Annotated in this window: 17 protein-coding genes and 1 tRNA gene; 6 read left to right on the forward strand and 12 right to left on the reverse strand. The window is 69.7% G+C overall.

Going from position 1 to position 19,927, the window contains the following annotated elements; genetic code table 11:
• Nucleotides 1-82: 82 nt before the first annotated feature.
• Nucleotides 83-535: a hypothetical protein gene (locus ABH926_RS12250; RefSeq protein ID WP_370365596.1), complete on the reverse strand. Its 453-nt coding sequence runs from the start codon at nucleotides 533-535 to the stop codon at nucleotides 83-85.
• A 542-nt stretch (nucleotides 536-1,077) separates the two neighbouring features.
• Nucleotides 1,078-1,407: a hypothetical protein gene (locus tag ABH926_RS12255; RefSeq protein WP_370365597.1), complete on the reverse strand. Its 330-nt coding sequence runs from the start codon at nucleotides 1,405-1,407 to the stop codon at nucleotides 1,078-1,080.
• Between the two features lie 115 nt (nucleotides 1,408-1,522).
• On the opposite strand from ABH926_RS12255, the gene ABH926_RS12260 reads away from it, so the two are divergent.
• Nucleotides 1,523-1,852: a hypothetical protein gene (locus tag ABH926_RS12260; RefSeq protein ID WP_370365598.1), complete on the forward strand. Its 330-nt coding sequence runs from the start codon at nucleotides 1,523-1,525 to the stop codon at nucleotides 1,850-1,852.
• A gap of 322 nt (nucleotides 1,853-2,174) precedes the next feature.
• Here the strand turns inward: ABH926_RS12260 and ABH926_RS12265 are convergent, their stop codons facing one another.
• The 3 genes from ABH926_RS12265 to ABH926_RS12275 form a co-directional block, all read right to left on the reverse strand.
• A complete protein-coding gene (locus ABH926_RS12265; RefSeq protein ID WP_370365599.1) occupies nucleotides 2,175-2,645 on the reverse strand; it encodes a hypothetical protein in 471 nt (156 codons plus the stop codon).
• 625 nt (nucleotides 2,646-3,270) lie between these two features.
• Nucleotides 3,271-4,524, reverse strand: coding sequence for a peptidase S8 (locus ABH926_RS12270; RefSeq protein ID WP_370365600.1), 1,254 nt, complete (start codon nucleotides 4,522-4,524; stop codon nucleotides 3,271-3,273).
• A gap of 9 nt (nucleotides 4,525-4,533) precedes the next feature.
• Nucleotides 4,534-6,561 (reverse strand): hypothetical protein, encoded by a 2,028-nt coding sequence (locus tag ABH926_RS12275; protein WP_370365601.1) that lies wholly within the window; start codon nucleotides 6,559-6,561, stop codon nucleotides 4,534-4,536.
• Between the two features lie 215 nt (nucleotides 6,562-6,776).
• Between ABH926_RS12275 and ABH926_RS12280 the strand changes: the two genes are divergently transcribed.
• Nucleotides 6,777-7,052, forward strand: a complete 276-nt coding sequence (locus ABH926_RS12280) for a hypothetical protein (protein ID WP_370365602.1) — start codon at nucleotides 6,777-6,779, stop codon at nucleotides 7,050-7,052.
• 894 nt (nucleotides 7,053-7,946) lie between these two features.
• Here ABH926_RS12280 and ABH926_RS12285 read toward each other — a convergent pair.
• From ABH926_RS12285 to ABH926_RS12295, 3 genes are all read right to left on the reverse strand, one after another.
• Nucleotides 7,947-8,549: a hypothetical protein gene (locus tag ABH926_RS12285; protein ID WP_370365603.1), complete on the reverse strand. Its 603-nt coding sequence runs from the start codon at nucleotides 8,547-8,549 to the stop codon at nucleotides 7,947-7,949.
• Between the two features lie 662 nt (nucleotides 8,550-9,211).
• Nucleotides 9,212-9,292, reverse strand: a tRNA-Tyr gene (locus ABH926_RS12290).
• A gap of 247 nt (nucleotides 9,293-9,539) precedes the next feature.
• Complete coding sequence (locus ABH926_RS12295) at nucleotides 9,540-10,490, reverse strand: ArsR/SmtB family transcription factor (RefSeq protein WP_370365604.1); 951 nt, start codon at nucleotides 10,488-10,490, stop codon at nucleotides 9,540-9,542.
• Nucleotides 10,491-10,596: 106 nt separating this feature from the next.
• On the opposite strand from ABH926_RS12295, the gene ABH926_RS12300 reads away from it, so the two are divergent.
• A complete protein-coding gene (locus ABH926_RS12300) occupies nucleotides 10,597-11,904 on the forward strand; it encodes a hypothetical protein (protein WP_370365605.1) in 1,308 nt (435 codons plus the stop codon).
• Here ABH926_RS12300 and ABH926_RS12305 read toward each other — a convergent pair.
• Nucleotides 11,901-13,397: an AAA family ATPase gene (locus ABH926_RS12305; protein ID WP_370365606.1), complete on the reverse strand. Its 1,497-nt coding sequence runs from the start codon at nucleotides 13,395-13,397 to the stop codon at nucleotides 11,901-11,903. The two genes, ABH926_RS12300 and ABH926_RS12305, sit on opposite strands and share 4 nt — an antisense overlap.
• Before the next feature lie 53 nt (nucleotides 13,398-13,450).
• Nucleotides 13,451-15,205, reverse strand: coding sequence for a hypothetical protein (locus ABH926_RS12310; protein ID WP_370365607.1), 1,755 nt, complete (start codon nucleotides 15,203-15,205; stop codon nucleotides 13,451-13,453).
• A gap of 297 nt (nucleotides 15,206-15,502) precedes the next feature.
• Here ABH926_RS12310 and ABH926_RS12315 point away from each other — a divergent pair, with 297 nt between their 5' ends.
• Both ABH926_RS12315 and ABH926_RS12320 read left to right on the forward strand, forming a co-directional pair.
• Nucleotides 15,503-16,303, forward strand: a complete 801-nt coding sequence (locus ABH926_RS12315; protein ID WP_370365609.1) for an ATP-grasp domain-containing protein — start codon at nucleotides 15,503-15,505, stop codon at nucleotides 16,301-16,303.
• Between the two features lie 34 nt (nucleotides 16,304-16,337).
• Complete coding sequence (locus tag ABH926_RS12320) at nucleotides 16,338-17,030, forward strand: RibD family protein (RefSeq protein ID WP_370365610.1); 693 nt, start codon at nucleotides 16,338-16,340, stop codon at nucleotides 17,028-17,030.
• Here ABH926_RS12320 and ABH926_RS12325 read toward each other — a convergent pair.
• Together ABH926_RS12325 and ABH926_RS12330 are read right to left on the reverse strand one after the other, a co-directional pair.
• Nucleotides 17,017-17,706: a YqjF family protein gene (locus ABH926_RS12325; protein ID WP_370365611.1), complete on the reverse strand. Its 690-nt coding sequence runs from the start codon at nucleotides 17,704-17,706 to the stop codon at nucleotides 17,017-17,019. The genes ABH926_RS12320 and ABH926_RS12325 overlap by 14 nt on opposite strands.
• A 64-nt stretch (nucleotides 17,707-17,770) precedes the next feature.
• Nucleotides 17,771-18,187 carry a PPOX class F420-dependent oxidoreductase gene (locus ABH926_RS12330; protein ID WP_370365612.1) on the reverse strand — a complete coding sequence of 139 codons (417 nt, stop codon included), beginning with the start codon at nucleotides 18,185-18,187 and terminating at the stop codon, nucleotides 17,771-17,773.
• A gap of 42 nt (nucleotides 18,188-18,229) precedes the next feature.
• Here ABH926_RS12330 and ABH926_RS12335 point away from each other — a divergent pair, with 42 nt between their 5' ends.
• Nucleotides 18,230-19,876, forward strand: coding sequence for an alpha/beta hydrolase (locus ABH926_RS12335; RefSeq protein ID WP_370365613.1), 1,647 nt, complete (start codon nucleotides 18,230-18,232; stop codon nucleotides 19,874-19,876).
• Nucleotides 19,877-19,927 lie beyond the last annotated feature (51 nt).

Raw genomic sequence — 19,927 nt, forward strand, 5'->3', positions numbered from 1 at the left:
AGTGCTGCCACCACTCCGCCAATAATTTGCACGGCTAGGGGTTGATTTGCGATTGCGCGCCAAGCGCGAGCCATGAATTGCTTTATCTTGGAGCCGCTCGGGACGGGTTCAGACGGCGTTTATACTTCTCAAGCGCTGCCGACGAGATATCTGCGAATCCATTGATGTCCAGCTCGCTCGACCCCTGCGCGGTGTAAGTAATCACGGCAATCGGGTTGACGTTGATCTGGCTCACAGATGCCGATACTTGCCTGTCAATGGTGTGGACCGCGATCTTACCGGCTCGCTGCATCCCGATCTTGATCGACGTGACCTCGAAGCGTGATCGCGAATCAAGGTCTTTTGCTTCGGCGACGGAGGCGCAGGTGTTGCGGCCTCCGTGATGCACTACCTCCACCTGAGGCAAGTACTGCGTCCATTCGGAGGTGGACTGAGTAAAATCCAGCATCAGCTTTTCGGTGCCAGCCATGGCGACCCACCAAACCTCGCGATCCAGGGTTGTGCGGATCCTTCCCTCGCGTACAAGCTGAGCCACGCGTGCCCTCCTATGTCCCTCTCGGCGCTTTGCTGGCGTCGAGCAGAAGCGTGCCCCTCGCGTGCCACTGGAGGCGGTGACGGGCGGTCAGTCACGGTAAATCAGGGTCATACGGAGGAAGGCCTTGCGACCGGCTTTAACGCTGGACACAAGGCCTTTTCCCTCGATGTGGCGGGTGAAGGATCCGAACCTTCGTAGCTTTCGCGACGGATTTACAGGGGGTTGATGTACCGTCCCTGACATGGGACGGAACGTCAGCTATGTCAAATTTGGCGTAAATGAATTCTCGTTGACTTGATTCTATCCCGTTCGATGGGCGCCACTGTGACTTGAGATGCTCCGGATGGGCGCGATCATTGCAGTGCGGCGAGAGGTATCGATCGGACGGCGCAAGGCGTTCAGTGAGGCGATCTGGACCGCTAGGCTCGGCGAGCAGAAGGTAGCACCACCAATGTGCCCGAATCGGCGCACTTGAACAGCCTCGATCACGGGATGGCTGACCTCACCAGCAGGGGCAGGGCGAAGGCGAAGTCGTTTGATCATCATCGGGATGCGGCGAGAAGCGTAAGGATTCTTGTGCGGGCGGCGGCGATTCGCTCCACGGTCCGTGTGATCTGCCCGGTTCCGGACAGCCGGATGATCCCGACGGCCAGGTTCCGGAACACGGCCATGGCCTGCGCGGTCGCGCCGAGGCAGGCGTGTTGTGCGTCCTCGGCGAACACCACGTCGCGCGCCCAGTGGACTTTGTTCTCGATGCCCCAGTGCGAGCGAACGTGACCGGCGAGCACCGGGGCGTGACCGGTTGGGCGGGGTTCCTGCGCGGTCAGGCCTGATGTGGCCGAGGCGAGGTGCTTCGGCCGCGTGATCGACAAGTCATCCAATATGTCGATGAGTATTGGAATGGTCCGTTCGGGTGGCGTCGGGAATGGCGGTGGACAGTTGGCGGAAGAAGCCTGATGTCAGTAGCCGTACATGAAAGGAACTGCAATGCCTGTACGCCGTGTCCTCACCGCCGCAGCAGTCGCGGGAGCCGCAGCCCTCGCGGTGGCCGTCCCCGCCGGGCTCGCCCAGGCCTCGTCCGGGATCTTCATCTACCACAACGAGTACGGCCGACAGGTCCTGGTCGACCAGCCCAGCGATCAGTGCACGCAGATTCAGGCCCAGAGCTTCGCCGGCCCCGTCCTCAACCGCACCGACAGCCTCGCACTGGTGTATCTGACGCCGGACTGCAACGGCCCGGTGCAGATCGTCTACCCGGGGCAGATCACGGAGCTGCGGCTGCCGATCGCCGGCTCGGTCATGTTCGTCAACGACTGACAGCCTCGCCCGGCGGGACTCGTCGTGTTGATCCGTTTTCCGGTGGGGGCGGTCGGCGCGGCGGTTCTCACGTGCGGCGCCGGGTGCCGTCCGGGGTTGGAACTGGTCGTGCGCCCGTCCAGATGATAGGCGGCGTCGTAATCGGCCCCGTTTCAGGATCTCGATGGGACCCGCGCGGGCACGGTGAAGGCCGGCCCCTTGGCGATGGCACGGATGCGGTTGCCAGCCGGTCCGCGGGGCGGCCGCCGGCTGCACGTGGTGGCCGGTCTGCGCGACCACCACGTCAGCGCTTTCTCAGCCGCCTCGGGGACGAGGCGGGGGGCTAGGCGTCTGCCGGACCCGTCCCGGTGCGGGGCCAGGTCAGGGTCGCGGTCGCGGGCGGGCCCTCGCCTCCGGTCAGGGTGACCGGTGTCAGCTGGATCCTGGTCGAGGTCCCGCTGCCGATTCTGGCGACCTCCTTGACGTAGAAGACCTCGTCAAGGGTGCGGCCGAGGGCCTCGACCGAGCCGTCGGGGCGGACGCGGCTGATGTCGTAGTACCAGATGCCCGGGTCGAGGGTCCAGGACAGGAGCACCTCGGCGATGTTGTTGTAGACATAGGCGGCGTCGATGGCGAACCCCTTCGGGGCGGGAGGAATCACGGGCTGGCCCTCGAGGTAGGCGAGCTCGCCGATGTTGACGTTGTACATGGTCGGCGCCGGTGCGGCGAACCGGAGGTTGATCGCGGCAATCGTCCGGCCCGCGTAGGCGCTCAGCGTGAGGGTCTCGGTGTTCCAGCCGGCCGAATAGGACACGCCGACAGGCGCCCAGGCGGTTTGCGTCGGCGAGTCCGTTGGTCTTCTTGCTGGCCATCATGGTCTCCCGGCTCGTGGAGCGGCTTATCCGTACACCTCGGAGTCAGGGAGGACCGGTCGCCCATCAACGCGGCAGCATGCCGCCATTACTCCACCCGGTGACCTGCCGCGTAGGCCGTCATCGTGTCGCCGCGTGCGGTCGCTGGCTCGGCAGGCTAAGCCTCACCGGTAGCCGGATAGGAGGCGGTTTCCAGCGGGCCGCCGTTCGCTTGCGGATCGCACAGCCTCCGTTGCGCCGACAGATCCGTGAGCTGGAACGCGAGGTGCGTGACGTCGTTCGAGCGGCCACCGGTCACTTGAAGCCTCAGGTGCGAAGGACTGGCCGGCTGAGGACTCGATCCGGCGGTGACAGAAGGCGACCAGGGCGATGGTGAGCGCGAGGCGGCGACGAGTCACGGGGTTCTGTGCTTCCAGCCTGTAGAAATCGACGAGACACAAAGTCCCGAGACGCCGGCACACGGCGTTTGCGACAGTCGGACACGACACCTTCTGCCGCGATGGCGAGTGCTCTGCCACGCGAGACAGCCCCGAGGATTCCCCGGGGCTGTCTGCGTTCCGTCTGTCCTCAGAAGGCTGTCAAGCCGTTCGGCGTGCCGTTGCCGGTCGGGCCGTCGTAGCCGACACCCGCGGTGCACTGGTAGTCGCCGCCGCAGTCGTTCCAGGGCATGGCGTTGGAGCCGGTCGTTACGTCGTTGAGGCCGGCCGCCGCGGAAGGCCCGTACAGCCGGGAGGCGTCGGCGAAGTGCTCGGGGTGGCCGGCCAGTGCCACCACTCCGGCGAGGAAGGGGGAGGAGGCGCTGGTGCCGCCGACGATGATCCAGCCGGGGACGCCATCGAGGGTGTCGTAGACGGCTGGGCCGGTATTCGGGTCGGCGTCCGCCGACACGTCGGCGACCATGCGGCCGGGGCAGTTGGGGTCGGTTTGCCAGGCGGGCTTGTCGATCCACGCGGAGCAGCCGCTGCCTGCCTGGCTCCAGGCCGATTCCGACCAGCCGCGGGTGTTCGACGCCTTGGCCAGGGAGGTGCCGCCGACTGCCACGACGCTGGTGTAGACGGCCGGTTCGCTCGGAATCGTGTAGCCGGAGTCTCCGGAGGAGGCGAGGATGGCCACGCCGGGGTGCTGGTAGTCCTTAGCGTAGGTCGCGGTGTCGCCCGACTCCTGGATGCCGTAGCTGTTCGACACCTCGTTGGCGCCGAGCCGGACCGCCGTGTCGACGGAGGCGGCCAGGTCCGAGGCGGCCTGGGTGTCCGCCTCCACCAGGAGGATCTTGCACTGTGGGCAGGCCGCGGAGACCATGTCCACGTCGAGGGCAGCCTCCACGCCCCAGCCCTGGTCGCTGGGCGGAGCGGTGGCGGTGCCGCGCTGGTTCACCTTGTGGAAGCAGCCGTTCGCGGTGGTGCAGGCCGGCAGGCCGTAGGTGCTGCGGTAGACGGCCAGGTCAGCCTCGGCGTTCGCGCTGTCGCCGGCGTCGACGACGGCAACGGTCTGGTTCGCGCCGCCGGTCGTCGGCAGGTTGTAGGCCGAGTGCAGGTCCGCCGGACCGAGTCCGGACGGCAGCGGTGCCGCGTGCCCGGTGATGCGGGCCGCCGCCTTGCCGCGGACCCCGGTGCCGCCGTGGACGTCGGTACGGATCTCGGCGAAGCAGCGGGCGTCGCCCGGTTTCACCGGGCCGCACGCGTCCTTGACGTTGCCGGCCGGAGCCGGCTTGGCGACGGTGACGCCGGCGGCTGCGGCGCCGCCGGCCGGCACCAGCGTGGCGGTGAGCAGTGCCGCGACCCCGGTCAGGAGCACGGCGCGCGGCTTGCGTATCAGACTCATGATTCCCCCTCAGCCGATGGTGTAGGCGTTGTCGACGGTCTGGCTGATGGCGCCGCCGATCGCGTCGGTGGCGGTGACCCTCAGCCAGGGCGTCGTGCCCTTGGCCGCGCTGTTCGGCCACTGCGCCGTGAAGTGGCCGCCCCCGGTCTTCGTGACCTTCGCGGCGGTCCACGTCTTGCCGCCGTCGAAGGAGACAGAGACAGTCGCACCGGTCACGGCGGCGTGGGAACCGAGGCCGTCGAACGACTGGTGACCGACGGTCAGGTCGAGCTTCTGCACCGGCTTGTCACCGACCTCGATGCCATCGGTGCGCAGGTGGTAGGTCAGATTGAGGACGGGCAGGATCTGGCAGGGTGTGGTGCTCGCGCCCTGGGCCTGACACATATCCCCGGTCGGCAACGCCGGATCGCCGGTCGGGCGGTAGGGGAACGTCACGTCGGTGTGCGACCCAGTGGACTGGGACAGGCCGGAGCCGGACATGTCCATGTCGAAGACCGCTCGATAGGTCCCAGCCTGCTGCGGGACGCCGGTGACCTCGGCCCCGTCGGCCATGTCCTGGCTGAAGATCTGTGTGTCGTCCCGGTAGAGGGAGAAGTGGGTGGAATGGGCGCCGAGCGGGAGGATCTCTGTGTCCGGCTCGGAGTCGACCAGCGGCGGGAAGGCCATGTCGAGGGTCGAGCCGTCAGCGCATGCCCCGCAGACCGCTCCGGCACCGCGGACCTGGCCGATCTGCGGCGTCAGCGGACCGTGTGCCCAGGATCGCCAGGTTTCCGTGCCCGGGACGAACGACACCACGCGTGGCTGGACGAACATCCTCAGCGGGGGAACCGAACCGATCGGGGTGCCGAACCCGATGTTCGGGGCGTAGGACTCGGTCCACTGCGCGCCGGGCATCGGGGCACTGACATATTCGGTGAGATGGCTCGGGTTCATGGGGTAGACCGCGGTTGACCCGCCGCCCCCGTTGGGCAGGAAGGCGCCCACGCCGAAGAAACCACGTTGATTCGCGAGCGCCTCGTCGGTGTCGAACGTGTTGTGCTGTACAGCGAGCTTGTGCGGGTCCACCGGCCAGGTCTGGTTCGCGTCGATGTGGTCGACGGGCCCGTACATCAGGTCGTAGTGGTACGGGTCCTTGCCGTACGGATCGCCCCCGCCCCAGACGAGCTCGTAGCTGAGGGTGCCGAGTTGGGGCTTCGGCTGAGGGCTGAGCCACAGCGAGTTCCCGAAGAGTTGGAGGTTGCCCTTCTGGCCGGCCGCGTCGGTGCGCGTGAGGAGAGCCTGCACCACGTCAGTGGTGGAGGGCCGGGGTGTTGCCGCCGTGACTTGCGAAGTCGCGGTCCGCTCGTCGGCGGTCAGCGTGGTGACGCCGCCGGTCTGCGGGACGGTCAGGTCGTTCTGGACGACCACGTGGTCGGTGTCCACCTCGGTGTTGAGTGGTCCGCCCGTTGATCTGGTCACGAAGATCGTGTACGCCGCGTAGTGCCCGGCGGGAACCGCGGCCCTGGCCACGCCGTTGACCACCGGGATCACGTTGCCCCACCGCTGCACGCTGTCGACGTTGGTCAGCAGCGTCATGGCGGACACCGCCGGCGCCCCGGTCAGGTCCGTGGCGTTTACCTGCAGGATGTTCATGGCGTAATGCGGGACCACGGCCGGTTTCGGTGGCGCTGGCGCGGAGGCCAGGGCGGGGATGTCGAACTGTGCCTGGTCGAAGCCCTTGTCGTCCGCGATCACGGACAGCGGGACGACGTAGGCGTGGCCGTTGCCGACGTCGTATTCGATGGCCTGCGCGGGCCTGCCGTCCGGGCCGTGCACGGTATAGGTGGCGCCGCTTCCGGTGCCGTGCACCGTCACTATGTCGCCGGTGGGGAGCGTGTACGTGTGTCCAGCCAGGTCCGCCGGGAGCTGTATCGGGACGGCGGTCTGCGCGACTGGCGTTGATGCCGCGGCTGCAGTCGTGGCGGCACCGGTCAGAGCGGCGAGGCTCATTAAAGCGCTCGCGGTCAGCGCCGTGGTACGGCCGGATTTCGCGTTCACTAAGGGTTCCTCCGAGCGTGTGGATCGGGGTTGCACTCGATCCGACGCGGCGGAGATGGCCACCTGTTACAGATCTTTGATATTCGCAGGCGGGTCAACTCTGTGCTGCTCCAATATGTGGCCGCTGGGGTTGAGCTGTGACACTTCTAGGCAGCCCGCGTCTCGGGGCCTGGACGCCAGCTTGTGTTCCGAGACCCGACTCACATGATCTGTCTGTGGCCGTGCGACTGATCTACCAGCTCTTCGTCAAGTTGCTCTCCTGGCTGGCGCTGCTGGCACGCTCCTCGGCATCGAAGGACGTCGAGATACTGGTGCTCCGCCACGAGGTGATGGTCCTGCGCCGCGGCAACCCGAAGCCGGGACTGACCTGGACCGACCGTGCGGTCTTCGCCGCGCTGGCCCGGATGCTGCCGAATTTGCTGCGGGCCCACCGGATCGTCACTCCCGCGACGTTGCTGCGGTGGCACCGCCGGCTGGCCACAGCGAAATAGCGCCAGCCGACAGCTCCCGGATGCCCGCCGATCAGCGAGGAGTTGGGCGCGCTCATCGTCCGGCTGGCTCGCGAGAACCGGACCTGGGGCGTGATCCGGATCCAGGGCGAACCGCGCCGCCTCGGGCACCGCGTCGGCGCATCCACGATCCGCCGGATCCTGCGAGCCCCACCGCATCCCTCCGTCGCATCGGCACGACGACAACTGGCGCACGTTCCTACGGGCTCACGCCAAGACGATCCCGGCCACAGACTTCTTCCACGTGGACTGCGCGGCCACCCTTCAGTGCCTCTATGGTCGGCACCGCAGGCGGATCCGCCACGCTCACCGGCGGCTTCACCTACGTGGCCGGCCCCGGCATCTGATGTACGCGCCGTAGTCCGGTAGTCCAACGGGTCGCGGCCCAGGGGCGTGGACAATCAGGACTTGACGCGGAGCCGATCACGCCCGAGCGGCTGGAGGCGGCGCTGGCCCTGAACGCCTTCCACTGGGAGATGAAGAAGGCGAACCCCTTCGAGCCGCCGTATCTGCGCATCACAGATCCCTGCGACGCGATCGACATGATGCTGTGCGCGGACACCGGTCCCTGGCGCCCGACGACATCGAGGGACTCGTGTGGGACGTCGAGGCGCTTGCGGTGGCCGCTGCGTTCGACGCGGGGGTGCCTACCGGCGTGTCCTAGGAGCTGTCCTGGGCGCGGGGGTCGTCCGGGCGGGGGTGGCGACACTTTGACGGTGCGGTGCGGTGCGGTGCGGTGCCAGAGGTGCGCCCGGCGAGATAGACAGCCCTACGCCAGGGCGTGTCCGCAGGCGGGGACCCGGATTCGAACCCGGAACGGAATGAGGGCCCGGATCGGGAAGGCATCCCGATCCGGGCCCTTGCCAGGGAACCGCCTCAGCAGATGGGGTTCACGGCGAAGTCGTCGACGTTCACGGCGAACCCGTCGCAGCCACCCCGGATGTTCGAGAAGTGATACTGCAGGTGCGGGTTGGCGATGAGCGGCTTGACCAGCGAGACGTACTGGTACGGGTCGTTGTGCCCGGCGTCCATCAGGATGCTATAGGCCATGTCCGGCGAGAGGCCGACCTGGTCCGGGATGCGCACGACCCCGCCCCAGGGCTGGTTGTGCAGGACCGGGTGGCTGATCTCGCCCTCGAGGGTTGTGTACAGCTCCAGCGACTTGACCGGGGAGCTGGCGTCGTTGGTGTTGTAGACGAGCCGCCAGTCGGTCACATCCTCCATGTTCCGGGTGCTGCCGGTCGGCGAGGCGCCGTCGGCCAGCATCAGCGAAGCGTTCGGGTACGTGCCCCGCACCTTGTGCGTGGCCAGGTCGAGCAGCTGCTGTAGCGACAGCTGCTCCTGGCCGCGCAGCGCGTGGGCGATGGCCACCGGCCCGGCCGACGGCGTGACGGCCTGGGCCGCGCCGGCCCCGGCGATACCCGTCACCGACAGGCCGCACGCGGCGACCAGGACCGCGACGCTTCTCCTGAACTTCATTGGCTCTCCGTTCTCGATGTGTTTCGAGACATACTGGGCAAATAACAGCCCTTGCCGGGTCATCCGTCACAGCGTGTCGCGATCGCCTGCGGAGAAGTCACTCGATTGGCGGCCGTCGTCTTCGGCACTTGCGCCCAGGTCAGAGGGCGTTCCGGCTGGTCAAGGCATGAGTAGACGCGGTTCTGCCAAGATCTTCGTGAAGGTGTGACAGCGCGCTGCCGCGGTGCCGCAGTTCCTACTGCGTGACGGACTGCAGTACGAGTACGAGCACGCAGCCTGACCCGCATGGATGAGATAGTCGGCACGCACAAGGTCGAGATCTATGTAGATACGCGCTGCGTGGGCGCTCGTTCCGCGTGACGTTGCCAATTGCGACGGATGCTGAGTCCTCCGTCACGGCACCACCTGCTTGTGCCGTCCTCGAGAAGGTGTCATTTTTGGCGCGTATGTGACATGGAGGAGGCTCGACCATACGTCCCGTCTCATATTTCGAGACGCTCGAAGCTTGGCCGGCTTTGGCTCATCTGCCCAGGTCGGGAGGGTCATCGAAGCAAAGCGTGTCGGCTCCACCGTGCATTCTTCGGCGCCGGGCCAGCCAAGCTTAAAGCAAAACAGCCCTCTGAACTGCATTGCTGCAGATCAGGGGCTGTTCTTCCTGCTTGTGGCGGGTGAAGGATTCGAACCTTCGAAGCTTTCGCGACGGATTTACAGTCCGCTCCCATTGGCCGCTCGGGCAACCCGCCAATAGCGCGTCCCGCGGTTCCGATCGGGACCGGCTCCGTGGGGCGACGGCACAAGAATAGCGGATGGCGGGGGGTGCTTCGCCACTCGGTTGTCCGGTGGGGGTCTGGTGGGCGTCGGGTGGGGGTCGGGCGGGGTTGGGTGGGGCGGGTGGGGCGGGTGATCTGTGATCATCGGGTCGACAGGTGGTGGGGTCGTCGGCTTTTCGCCGGCGGCGGTGCCGGTGCGGCGGGCGGCGGCAGGCCGGGCCTACGCGGGGCCGGCTTCGGTGAGCATGCGGCCGAGGTCGGTGCGGGTGTGCTGGACGCTGCGGCCGTCGCGGCGGGTGGTGATCAGGCCGGCTCGGCGCAGGGCCGTGGTGTGGGAGCTGGTCGCGGCCGGGCTGAGGTTCGCGTCGGCGGCGAGGTCGGTGGTGGTGTGCGGGTGCTCCAGCAGGCGCAGGACGCGGGCTCGGGAGGTGCCCAGGACGTCGGCGAGGGGGTCGCCGGTCGGGGTCTCGGCGGGCGGCGGGAAGCCGGGGCCGGCCGGGTAGACGAGGAGCAGCGGCTGGTCGGGGGTGAAGCCGATCAGGGGTTCGTGGGTCCAGTGGAAGGTGGGCAGGAGGGTCAGGCCTTTGCCCGTCAGGTGGTGGTCGCGGTCTTTGAGCGCGGGGATGTGCCAGGTGCCGTCGTGGACCGTGGAGCCGGCGGCCAGGGTGGTCAGGGCCGGTTCGACGCCGTTCTCGGCGGCGCGTAGGGCGAAGCGGGTGAACTCGGCGGCGTGGCGTTCGCGGACGGTGGTCCACGCGGTGGCCAGGACGGACTGGTAGGCGTCGCGCAGGCCCCGGTCGAGGACGGCCCAGGCTTGGGCGTCCCGGTCCATCAGGGCTTTGACCCACGGGGTCGGCGGCCGCTGGAGGCCGGCGACGGCGGAGCGGACCTCGGTGCCCGGCGTGCCGCGGACCAGGTCCAGGCCCTCCTCGAGGTCGCGGGAGACCGGGTCGAGGAAGGCCGGGCCGCGGAACGGCTGGAGCAGGTCCCACAGCGGCCTGGTGCTGGCCGGGAGGCGCCGGCCCACGTCGCGGCGCCAGCGGCCGAACAGGACCGGCGAGTCGCGGCGCCGGGACATCATCAGCGACAGCTTCAGCTCCACCAGCGGCGCGGGCCGGGGCAGGAAGCGGACCCGGGCGAAGTCGCCGGGGCTGAAGTGGATGCGCAACATCGGTCCTCCGCAAGCCTTTCCGCCAGGATAGAAAGCTTCGCCGCCGGTTGTCGCGCGGTGCATCGTCGGGGGCATGGCCCTGGACTGGCGACGACCATCCCGCATCGTGTCCGCACTGGTCCTGGCGCTGGCCGTCGCGGGCTGCCACGGGGGCAGTCCGCGGACGGCGGCGCCCGGCAGAGTGACTCAGACCCCTGTGACCGCGGCGTGTCCCGGGCAGCCGGCCGGCGCGCGGGCGTTGACGCTCACCACCGACGACAGCCTCACGCTGCCCGCGGTGGAGATGGGCCGGGGCGCCCGGGGCGTGGTGCTGGTTCCGGAGGCCGGCTCGCGAGGCGAGTGCGGATGGATGCCCTATGCGGGCGAGCTGGCGGCCAAGGGGCTGCATGTCCTCGTCTTCGACCTGCCGTGCCAAGGCGCCGGCACGTGCCCGAAGACCGGCCCCGGCCCCGCCGAGGACGTCTCGGCCGTCGACACCGCGCTGAACGAGCTCCATTCCGCCGGCGTCACGACGATCGTGCTCGCCGGGGCCTCAGCCGGGGCGACGGCGGCGCTGGCCGCCGAGGCCGGACCCGCCGCGGACTCGGCGCCCGGTGTGGCGGCGGTCGTGGCGCTGTCCGCCGACGAGCTCGGCACTCTGCCGGCCGAGGCGCCGACCATCCACGTCCCCGTCTTCATGGCCGTCGCGGACGGCGATACCAACGTCTCGACCGCCGACGAGCGCGATCTGTTCGCCGCGTTGGCGGCGCCGCCGGTGCTCAAGACGCTGGATGTACGGCCTGGCGGTTCGGGACACGGCTGGGACCTGTTGGCGGATAAGGGGTTCGAGGGCGCCGTTACGGACTACATCACCGCGCGGCTGAGCGCCGGCTACACCGTCTGGGGCACCGGCGCGCGGACAATCGTGCTGAGCAACGAGAGCGACCAGGACCAGTGGTCGTGGCAGGCGTACGCGGACCATCTGGTCGGCGAGGGCTACAAGGTCGCGATGTGGGACTACTCGGATCAGGACCCTGTCGCGAACCTGACCGCGATGGTCGCCGGCCTCCGGGCGCACGGGTCCGGGCCGGTGTTCCTGCTCGGCGCCTCGAAGGGCGGCAAGATCTCATTGGTCGCCGCGGCCGGGATCAAGCCGCCGGTGACCGCGGTGGTGACGTTGTCCGCGGAGGCGACGCTCAGCCCGAACATCGATGTGTCCACGTATGTCAGAAAGCTGACGTGTCCCGTGCTCCTGCTGACGGCGGCCCAGGACGGCTACGGATCGGCCGACGCCGCCAAGACCTTCCAGGCGGATCTGCCGAACCTGGCGCACGTCCTGACCTACGACGGCTCGGACCACGGGACACAACTGCTGAGCGGGGCCGACGGGACGAACGTGATCGCCGACGTCGACGCGTTCCTAAAGGTGCGCTAGGCGAGGGCGTCCGGGGCGCCGAGGAGCCTTCGGGTCAGCTGGTGGCGGGAGCCGGCCAGCAGTTCCAGCGCCGCGTCGAGATGGTCGGCGCTGACGTGCAGGCTGCCGGCGGCCTCGGGGGCGGAGCCCTGGTCCTGCTCGTCGAGGGAGATGAGCGCCGCCCGCCGTATCAGCTCCTTGATGAAGGAGGCGGTGACCCCGTCCATGCGCTCGATCAGGCTGTCGGCCTTGGTCAGGTCCAGATCCAGGCCGCCGCGGTAGAGCTCCAGCAGGCGGGCCCGGCCCTCGGCGTCCGGCAGCGGCACCTCGACCGCGTGGTCCACGCGGCCCGGCCGCATCGCCAGCGCCGACTCCAGGACGTCGACGCGGTTGGTGGTGAGCAGGAAGGTGACGTCGGCGTCGCCGTCGAGCCCGTCCATCTCGTTGAGGAGCTGGAACAGCAGCGGGGTGGCGTGCATGTGGGCCGAGCGGTCCTGGGCGATCAGGTCCACGTCCTCGACCACCACCAGCGCCGGCTGCAGCGCGCGGGCGATCTCGCAGGCCTGGCCGATCAGGCGCAGGGCGTTGGCGGTGAGGACCACGACGGTGGTCTCGGGCAGGCGGCTCATCAGGTACCGGACGGTGTGGGTCTTGCCGGTGCCGGGCGGGCCGAACAGCAGCACGCCGCGCTTGAGGTGCTGGCCGTGCGCCAGCAGGGCCGCGCGGTGCCGGTTCACGCCCAGGATCTGCGCCTCGATGCCCTCCAGCATCCCCGGCGGCAGGATCAGCTCCTCGCGGTCCATGGCCGGACGCTCGTGGAAGCTCAGGGCGGCCTGGTGCGGGCCGAACACCTCGGCGCCGAACTCCAGGACGTGGCCGCGGTAGACGCTGAACTCCACGGCCAGCCGGCGGATCTCGTTGGCGGCCTTGCGGGCCAGGGCGCGGTCGGCGCAGGCGATCTCCAGGCTGACGTCCTGCTGCGGGCCGCGCATCTCGGTGCCGCGCAGCAGGAAGGCCAGCGGCGGGCGCGGGTCCTCGGTGCGGTCGCCGTCGTCGGGGCCGTCGACGCCGTCCACGAGGTACAGGCCGCACTGGACGCAGGTGCTGGTCTGGTCGCCGGGGCCGCTGGGCTGGTCGGTCATGGACACGCCGCTGATCGCCATGGCGTGCTGGCCGGTCTCGTGGAACAGGTCGGACAGGCCGAACATGCGGTGCCGGAAGCCGGCCATGCCGACCAGGCGGAAGGGGGTGCCGTTGCGGGACAGCCAACGGTCCAGGGCGCCCTGGACGTTGACGTGCTCATAGGGCGGCCACGTCGTGGTGGCGACGGGGAACAGGCCGGCGTCGGGGCCGAGGTGGCCGGTGAGGAGTTCGGCGAGGCCGGGGGCGCCGTTCGGGGCGGCGTCCGCGGCGGGGGCGGAGACAGAGGAGAATCCGCCCCCGGTGATGACGTGGTTCCGTGAGCCGCTCGTTTCGGCGTCGTTGCGGCGCGGCGGCATCGGCTGTGACGACATGGGGTCCACCATGCCAGCGCTTCAGGGGGCTGAACCAGGGGTGGCGCACTGGCTTATGCGCGGTTGACGGCTCGTGCGACGCCGGCGGCGATGGTGGTGGCCAGGATCCAGCCGGCGGCGGTGAGCAGATAGGCGATCCACTGGGTCCCGCCGGTGGCGACGTAGGCGCGGCCCTGGCCGAAGTTGATGACCGGCAGCAGCAGGTCGAGGGAGTAGATCAGGGCATTGAAAGGCGGCGCCTTGTCCGGCCCGAGGGGCACGGGATGCCGCAGGCCGAAGACCACGACCCCGGTGATCAGCAGCGCGGCGAGCCACCCCAGGGCGCGCTCGGGACGGTAGCCGTAGCCGACCGCCGCGTCCTGGATCACGCCCCAGGGTCGCGCGGCCCGCGGCAACGTGCGGCGCCGGGCACGCTGCTTGGCGAGCAGGACGCGACGGGCTTCGCCGTCCAGGCCCTGCCGGCGGTAGACGGCGGCGAGCTGCTCGTAGGGGCCGGGCCGATAGCCGGCGGACTCGCGCTCCAGCCACCCGATGCGGTCGGTGACCGGGCCGGGCTCGGCGATGCGCTCGTAGACGAAGCCGTCGCGGGTCAGGTGCGGGGGCCAGACGGCCGGGTCGTCGTTGAGGACGCCTATCTGGGCGTTGGCGAGATAAATGCCGCCGGCGGGCGGCACGGCGAAGCGGAGGGTGAGTTCGCCGGCGCGGAGGTTGCCGAGGTAGAGCAGATTGGCGGACTCCTCGACCGCCGCGGCCACCACCGTCCCGCGGAAGTCCACATCGTTCCCCACACGCGCGCTGGCGAAGGCGATGGTGCCGGTGGCCTGAACGCCGCGGCAGCGGGCGGCGCCGCCTATCTCGGCGTAGCGGGCGTCGAGGGCGGCGGTGCCGTTGCCGCGCAGGATCGCGTCGTCGAAGCGGGCGTGGCCCGCTATGTGGGCGCCCTGGATGCGGACCAGGCCGTCGGCCTCGAATCCGCGGTAGCACTGCAGGTCGGCTCCGATCTTCGCCTGGTACGCCTCCAGGACCGTGGCGCCGGGGTTGCTCAGTTTCGTGTCGGCCATCCGGAGCAGGCCCTTGATCTCGGCGCCGGACAGCCGGATGGCGCCCTCGGCGCGCAGTTCGTCGGCCAGCAGGTCGCTGCCGACCTGGATGCGGGCCGCGTCCAGGGCCTGGCCGGCGGGGTCGCTGAGGCGGGCCCGCTCCAGGCTCATGACGCCGTCCACCTTCGCGTCGCGCAGGGTGGCGCGTCCCTCGATCGTCGTGCCCCACAGCATCAGGTCGCCGCCGACGCGGACCCGTTCGGCGCGCAGGGCGAGGTCGCCGGGATGGGACAGGTGCGCCTCGGTGATCAGCAGCTCGCCGCCGATGACGGCGTGGTCGAGGCGGACGAGTCCATCGACGCGCGCGCGGTGCATCACCACCGTGGCCTCGACCCGCGCCAACGACGCGTTCAGGCCGGCCAGGCGGGTGCCGCGCAGGTTCAGGCGGCGCAGGCGGGAGTCGTGCAGGTCCAGGTCGTCCTGGAACCAGCACTCCCCGAAGCTCAGCGAGTAGCCCAGCTCCAGGTACTCCAACTCCAGCCGCCCCACGACCCGGGCGCCGACCACCCGCAGCGGCGCGCGGCGCTCACCCGCCTCCTCGATCAGGCCTCTGATGAACGACGCGCGCAGCGTGCGCTCCGGGCCCCATGTCGAGCCCACCGCGGGGTCGTCCGCCGCCGGGTCGCCGGTCGCGAAGGAAGTGCGGCCGCCGTCCCGGAAGTCCTCCCGGACTCGCTTTTCGCTGGCGGTGAGTCCGGTGAGGCGCATGGGACGTTTCTACCGTGGCTCCGTAAGAGAGATCGAGTCCTGAGGCGGCGACCCCTTCGGTCGTCGTGGTTCGCGGACGCCGCCGTCGGGACCCGCGGGCCAGTCCGGGCCGCCGCGCTCGCGGTCGCGCCGGCGGGCCTTCCTGGAACGCATGACACGTTTGACTCGCTGCTTCACCGTCATGTCCCGGGAACGCCTCCGGGAAAACCCCTGGTTCCGCAACGGAGATCGCGTACTCTCTGGGCGAACAAAACCGGGGCGCACAAAACCGGGGCGGACAAACGGGGAGGGTCCACCATGATCGAGCTGCCGCGCACGCTCGTCTTCTCACCGCGCGCCAACGACACCTCGCACGTCCTGGCCTCGGTCGCGCACCGCCGGGGCCTGCTCACCGAGCACCTGACCGGCTGGCGCGTCCCGGAGGGCTTTCTCGTCGGCGGGCCCGCGCACCTCTATGCCGGCCCGCTGTTCGCCGACGCGGTGGCCGCCGAGCTGGACATCGCTCTGCTGGAGCCGCCGGACGACTGGCTGACCCGGCTCCCACGCGAAGCGGTGTGCCGCGAGATCAGGATGCTGACGATGGCCGAGGCGTGGACGTTGCGCATCCCGGCGTTCCTGAAACCGCCCAACGACAAGAGTTTTCCGGCTCGTGTCTACCTTGAGGGCACACAACTGCCCGGCCCCGACGCCGTCGATTCCGACACCCCGGTACTCGCCAGCGATCCGGTCCGGTTCACCGTCGAGTTCCGGCTCTATGCGATCGACGGAGAGATCGTCACCGGCGCGCAGTACGCGATCGAAGGCGATCTCGACATCGAGCCGCTGACCGGCCACGAGTCGGAGCAGCAGATCCTCGGTTTCGCGCGGGAAGTACTCCAGGAGTCGGCCGACAAGCTACCGAGCGCGGTCGTGGTCGATGTCGGCTTGATCGATGAGCAGCCCGCGGTCATCGAGGCCAACGCGGCCTGGGCCTCGGGACACTATGCCGCCGACCCCGAACGGGTCCTGGACGTCGTGCTGCGCGCCGCCGGCCCGATGGCCGAGGTCGGCGAGCGGGACCGCGTCTTCCTGAGGCCGGCCGCCCAGCGCGTCGATTGACCGGCGCGTGATCGGCGCGTGCCACGATGACTCCATGCTCGAGCGCCCCCACGTGATCCTCAGCGCCGCCATGTCCCTGGACGGCCACCTCGACGACACCACCCCCGACCGCCTCATGCTCTCCGACGACGCGGACTTCGACCGGGTGGACGCGCTCCGGGCCGGCTCCGACGCGATCATGGTCGGCGCCGAGACCATCCGGCGCGACGACCCCCGCCTGCTGGTCCGCGATCCGGAGCGGCGCGCGGACCGGGTGCGGCGCGGTCTGCCGGAGCACCCGGTCAAGGTGACGGTGACCGGCGCCGGCGCGCTGGACCCCGTCGCGCGCTTCTTCACCACCGGCGGCCACAAGCTGGTCTACTGCGCCGACGCCGCGGTGCCGGCGCAGGCCGACCGGCTGGCCGCCGTCGCGGACACCGAGGTGGTGGCGGCCGGCGCGCTCGTCGACTTCCCCGGCATCCTCGCGGATCTGAAGCGGCGCGGCGTCGACCGGCTGATGGTCGAGGGCGGCAGCTCGCTGCACACCCGGTTCCTCGCCGAGGACCTCGCCGACGAGATCCACCTGGCGATCGCGCCGTTCTTCGTCGGCGACGACCGGGCTCCGCGCTTCGTGCGGGCCGCCGACTTCCCGCAGAACGCGCGGCACCGCATGACCCTGGCGGAGACCCGGCCGATCGGCGATCTGGTCTTCGTGCGCTATCTGATCAGCCGCTTCAATCCCGGCTGACGGCGCGCGGCGTCCCGAACCGCACCGGCACTCCCGGCGAGAACAAGACGCTGTCCGGCGGCCGGGACGAGACTCCCGGCAGCCCGGCCGCGGCGACCAGGTCCTCCTCGCACGCGAGCAGTTCCGCCTGGTGCAACGGCCACCGGGGATGCGCGTTCGGCATGTGCACGGTCCGGCCGGCGAGGGTGAAGTGCAGCCGCCACCGGGCCGTCAGGAAGTGGTCCAGCGCGGACGGCGTCTCGATGGCCGGCCCCACCTGCACCCCGATCAGGCTCTGCGCGTGCGGCAGCCCCGGCTCGCGGCGCCGCGAGCCGTACCAGTACACGTCCCCGTAGCGGTACGCCGACATCCGCGCCCAGCGGTACGGCAGCCGGAACGCCGTCCGCGCCGTGGCCACCGGCAGCAGCCGCGAGGCTTCCAGCGACCGGAACACCACACCGCGCCGCCCGGCCTCGTCCACCGAGTACAGCCGCACGTTGGTCTCCGGGAACGTCCCCAGGTACGGCATCCCGGGCAGCGGCCACCATCCGATCCGGTGCATACGGAAGGCGATGAGTCCGACGTAGGTCACCCCGTCGACGACGTCCGGCCGCACCTTGGCGGGCAGCAGCGGCGCCACCGCCTCCGGATCGACGGCCCAGTGCAGGAACGTCGCGTCCAGCCAGGACTGGGTCATCAGCGGCGGGCCGGGCAGCCTGGGGGGATCGGCGCTGACCGGCTCGGGCTCGCGCGGGTCCGTGTCAGACCCCCATGCCGTAGGCGTGGGTCACCCGGATGCTCAGGACCAGGCGCTTGTCGGCGATCATCGCGGCCCGGTACTCGTCCCAGTCCGGGTGCTCCTTGCCGGACGCGGCGCGGTAGAGACGCACCAACTCCTCGACCGTCTCGTCATCCGGACTCTGGGCGACCGGTGACAGCTCGGCGTCGCCCTCGTACACCGCGTATTTGTAGGCCTCCGGATGCACCATGAGCGATACGCGGGGGTCCCGGCGCATGTTGTGGGTCTTCGCCCGGTCTGCGGTGATCGAGACCCGGATGACCTGGTCAGCGGGGTCGTAGGCGTAGCTGATGACCGACAGCTGGGGTCGTCCGTCCTTCTTGATCGTCGCCAGTGTGGCGCGTCCCCGTGCGCCCAAGAGTTCCAGGAAGGCATCCATATCGTGATTCTAGGGTCGGGACGAGGTGATACACATGAGCGCATGAAGGTAATCGGGGCTCGCCGGGGCCGGACCATATCCGTCGTCGCGATGCTGCTCGGCGGGACCCTGGTCGCCGGGTGCACCTCGACCGGCTCGGTCGGCGGCAGCGGGGGGTCCTCCGGGGGCTCCTCCAGCTCCTCGGGCGGGTCCTCGGGGTCCGGTTCGCTGCCGAGCGGCAAGTTCACCTCGCTCCAGGGCTTCGACTCCCAGCAGGTCTCCTGGGGGGCCTGCACCAGCGAGCCGGCCGACGACCCGAGCGCGGACCTGAGTGCCTTCCAGTGCGGGACCGTCGTGGTCCCGCTGGACTACACCGCGCCCACGGGCAAGGACGTCACACTCGCCCTGGTGAAGTGGCCGGCCGCGGACCAGGCGAACAAGCTCGGCTCGCTGTTCACCAACCCCGGCGGGCCCGGCGCCTCCGGGGTGGACTTCGTCGAGGAGTCCAAGTCGGAGTTCGACGGCGCCCTGCACGCGCATTACGACATCATCGGCTTCGACCCGCGCGGGCTGGGCCGCAGCGACGCGATCACGTGCCTGGACGACAAGACCCAGGACAAGCTCTACGAGCAGGACCCGCCCAAGGACGCGGCGGCCCGGGCGGCGAAGGCCGAGCAGGACAGCAAGACCCTGGCCGCGGCCTGCGAGAAGAAATCCGGCGCCCTGCTGCCCTACGTCGGCTCCAAGTACGTCGCGCAGGACATGGACCTGATGCGCCAGGTCCTCGGCGACAAGAAGCTGAACTACCTCGGCATCTCCTACGGCACCTACATCGGCTCGGTGTACGCCGAGGAGTTCCCGGCCAACGTCGGCCACATGGTGCTCGACGGCGCCGTGGACCCGAACGCCGACCAGCTCGAGGCGGACGTCCAGCAGCAGGTCGGCTTCGAGAAGTCGCTGGAGAAGTTCGCCGGCGACTGCGTCACCAACTACGCCTCGCAGTGCCCGCTGTCCGGGAGCCCGACGGCCGCGGCGCAGCAGCTCGGCCACTTCATCGACGGCCTGCAGGACCACCCGCTGCCCAGCGGCGACCCGAACCGGCCGCTGGACCAGACGCTGGGCTGGACCGGCGTCATCATCGGGCTCTACGGCGACGTCGGCTCGGACTGGTGGAAGTACCTGCGCGAGGGGCTGACCAAGGCGATGAAGAACGGCGACGGCTCGGAGCTGCTGGCCGGCGCCGACCAGTACAACGGCCGCGACCCCGAGGGCCACTACAGCACCGAGCAGAACGGCCTGATCGCGGTGCGCTGCGCCGACTTCACCACCCCGACGCCCAGCGCCTCGGAAGTGCAGACCGCGTACAGCCAGCTCAAGTCCGGCGCCTCGATCCTGAACTCGAACCTGGCCCCGGCCGACCTGGCGCAGCCGATGTGCGCGAACTGGCCGTTCCAGACCCAGGAGAAGCCGCACCAGATCAAGGCGCAGGGCTCGGACACGATCCTGGTCATCGGCACCACCGACGACCCGGCGACGCCGTACCAGAACGCTGTGAACCTGGCGAACGGCTTCGCCAACGCGCGGCTGCTGACCCGCGTGGGCACCGGGCACGCGGCGTTCGGCAGCGGCAACCAGTGCGCCGCGTCGGCGATGGAGGCGTACCTGGTCAGCGGCACCCTTCCGCCGCAGGGGGAGCGGTGCACGGCGTGAGGCGGCGGTAAAAGAGATCGCAAACGGGGAACCCCAGCCGTCCGCAGCCCG

Source organism: Catenulispora sp. GP43, assembly GCF_041260665.1.
Classification (GTDB): Bacteria; Actinomycetota; Actinomycetes; order Streptomycetales; family Catenulisporaceae; genus Catenulispora.